Genomic DNA, 2,760 nt, shown 5'->3' with positions numbered 1-2,760 from the left:
CGCTCGTCGGGGAGGGCCACTGCGGCGCCGGCGCCACCGGCCGGGTGGCCTGGCTGCACTACGCGCGCCGGGCCGAGGACGTCCCGTTCCGTGACCGGATTCGTGAGCTCTCGCGCGCCGGGGTCGAGGTCCGTGTGGTCGCGACCGCAGGCTCCGACCCGTCAGCGCCCTCGGAGCCGGTGTCGGGAGGCCTGGTCGGCCACCTCACGTCGGACCACCTCGATGACGTGGCGCCGTGGCACTCCGACGCCACCATCTTCCTCTGTGGACCCGACGGCCTCGCCGACGGCCTCGCGGAGACCCTCGGCCCCGATCGCTACGCGGACGTCCTGCGTGAGCGGTTCACCGCCTCCACCGGCCCCGTTCCCGACGGCGACGGTGGCACCGTCACCCATGTCAGGAGCGGGGTGTCGGCTCACAACCCCGGCACCACCCTGCTGGAGGGCGCGGAGGCCGCGGGTCTGTCCCCGAAGCACGGGTGCAGGAGGGGCATCTGCCACACCTGCACCGCCGTCCGCGTCTCCGGCGCCACCCGCGACCTGAGGACCGGAGAGATCGACACCGAACCCGGTTGCCTGGTCCAGATCTGCGTCTCCGCGCCCGTGGGCGACGTCGAGATCGAACTCTGACCGCCCCGGTCACCCGTCACGCTCCCGGACCGACGTACCCGCACGACCCACCGGAACACCCGGAAGGAATCCCATCATGACCCTCCTGCAGATCCCCAGCTTCCGCTCCACCAAGTCGACGTCCACCAAGTCGAAGTCCGCAGCGACCACCCCCGCCGGCCCCGAGCCGATCGTCCTGTCCGCCGAGTCGGTGGAGATCATCGGACGGGAACTCGACGCCATCCGCGACCGCGTGGTGGCCGACCTCGGGACCGCCGACCGCGACTACATCCTTCGTGTCGTCCGCATGCAGCGTCGACTCGAACTCACCGGTCGTGGGCTCATGTTCCTGGGCTTCCTGCCGCCCGCATGGCTCGCGGGGGTGGCCGCGCTGAGCGCCTCCAAGATCCTCGACAACATGGAGATCGGCCACAACGTCATGCACGGCCAGTACGACTGGATGCGTGACGACATGCTCCACTCGTCCAGCTTCGAGTGGGACAACGTGTGCCCGTCCGACCAGTGGCGCCACTCGCACAACTACATGCATCACACCCACACCAACATCCTGGATCTGGACCGGGACATCGGGTACGGGATCCTGCGCATGGAGTACGAGCAGAAGTGGACCCCCCTGCGCCTCGGTAACCCCGCCTACGCGTTCGCACTCATGATGCTGTTCGAGTGGGGCGTCATGCTCCACGACCTCGAGTACGACAACGTCCTCAAGGGCAAGCGCAAGTGGTCGGACGTCAAGGGCCTGCTCGCCGGCTGGTGGGGCAAGGTCCGCGGCCAGGTCGCCAAGGACTACATCGTCCACCCCGCGCTCACCGGGCCGCTGTTCCCGCTCACCTTCGCCGGCAACCTGACCGCCAACCTCGTCCGCAACGTCTGGGCGTTCTCGGTGATCTTCTGCGGCCACTTCCCGTCCGGCGCCCAGGTGTTCACCCAGGAGGAGACCGCCGAGGAGACGCGCGGCGAGTGGTACGTGCGGCAGATGCTCGGGTCGGCCAACATCTCGGGCAGTCCGTTCATGCACCTGGCCACCGGGAACCTCTCGCACCAGATCGAGCACCACCTCTTCCCCGACCTGCCCGCCCACCGCTACCCCGAGATCGCCGAGGAGGTGCGGGCGATCTGCGAGGAGCACGGACTCCCGTACACGACCGGCCCGCTGTGGAAGCAGGTGACGAACGTGTGGGTCAAGATGTTCCGGCTGGCCCTGCCACTTCCGCCCACCCCGGCGGACACGCCGGCCGTGCTCATCGAGCGTCGGAAGGTGACACCGGCGGCCTGAGCCGGGGTACCTTCGTGGACACCACTGACGAAGGGAGCGACTCCGATGGGCGACTTCGAGCGCAACAAGGACCAGGTCCAGGCAGGTGTCCAGGCGGGGGCGTCACTCGTCGGCCGGATCGCCGTCATCATCACCGACGCGGTGGGATCCATCGCCAAGGAGATCGGCGACTTCGTCACCGACGGGATCGAGATGCGGGAGGCCGCCCGTGCCGCACGACTCGATGAGCGCAGGCGGTCACCGATGATCGATCTGGACGGCATCGAGGACGGCGAACTGCAGGGATGAGTCCCCAGGTGACCCGATGACCGTGGCCGGTGGGCTCCCCCACCGGCCACGGTGGCAGGATCGCGTGACGTGACGATCATCGCCGCCGCGGACGGCTCCGCTCTCGGAAACCCCGGCCCTGCCGGATGGGCCTGGTACATCGACGAGTCCCGATGGCGCTGCGGCGGATGGGCCAGGGGCACGAACAACCAGGGTGAACTCACCGCCGTCCTGGACCTCCTCCGCCAGACCGCGCACTCCCCCGAGCCGCTCCACATCCTGTGCGACTCGCAGTACGTCATCAACTCGGTGACCAAGTGGATGGCCGGGTGGAAGCGCAAGGGGTGGAAGAAGGCCGACGGGAAGCCGGTTCTCAACGTCCAGGTCATGAAGGCGCTCGACGAGGCCATGGCCGGCCGCGAGGTCACCTTCGAGTGGGTCAAGGGACACGCCGGGCACGAGCTCAACGAGAAGGCGGACATACTGGCCAACGGCGCTGCCAAGGCCTACGCGGCGCGGCGGGTGCCCGGAGCCGGCCCCGGATTCCCGGGAGCCCGGTCGGTCGGCGCGGGTGACGACCCGGCCGTG

4 protein-coding genes are annotated in these 2,760 nt (G+C 69.1%); all 4 read left to right on the top strand.

From position 1 onward, the window contains the following. The coding region (locus G6019_RS08710) for a flavin reductase family protein (RefSeq protein ID WP_182627427.1) at window positions 1-629 on the top strand (629 nt) is incomplete at its 5' end. Window positions 630-705: 76 nt separating this feature from the next. Further along, entirely contained in the window at window positions 706-1,905 is a 1,200-nt protein-coding gene (locus tag G6019_RS08705) for a fatty acid desaturase family protein (RefSeq protein ID WP_182612160.1), read from the top strand. 45 nt (window positions 1,906-1,950) lie between these two features. Next, window positions 1,951-2,193 carry a hypothetical protein gene (locus tag G6019_RS08700; RefSeq protein WP_017836681.1) on the top strand — a complete coding sequence of 81 codons (243 nt, stop codon included), beginning with the start codon at window positions 1,951-1,953 and terminating at the stop codon, window positions 2,191-2,193. A 69-nt stretch (window positions 2,194-2,262) separates the two neighbouring features. Beyond that, the coding region (locus G6019_RS08695) for a ribonuclease H family protein (RefSeq protein ID WP_182627425.1) at window positions 2,263-2,760 on the top strand (498 nt) is incomplete at its 3' end.

Source organism: Dietzia sp. DQ12-76 (assembly GCF_014145045.1).
Lineage (GTDB): Bacteria > Actinomycetota > Actinomycetes > Mycobacteriales > Mycobacteriaceae > Dietzia.
The sequence above is the reverse complement of the archived record's forward strand: the minus strand, read 5'-3'. Positions and strand labels throughout refer to the sequence as shown.

What these genes read in the sequence shown, in the direction of transcription:
- G6019_RS08705 (WP_182612160.1), top strand. Translation starts at nt 706, where the DNA reads ATGACCCTCCTGCAGATCCCCAGCTTCCGCTCCACCAAGTCGACGTCC.
- G6019_RS08700 (WP_017836681.1), top strand. Translation starts at nt 1,951, where the DNA reads ATGGGCGACTTCGAGCGCAACAAGGACCAGGTCCAGGCAGGTGTCCAG.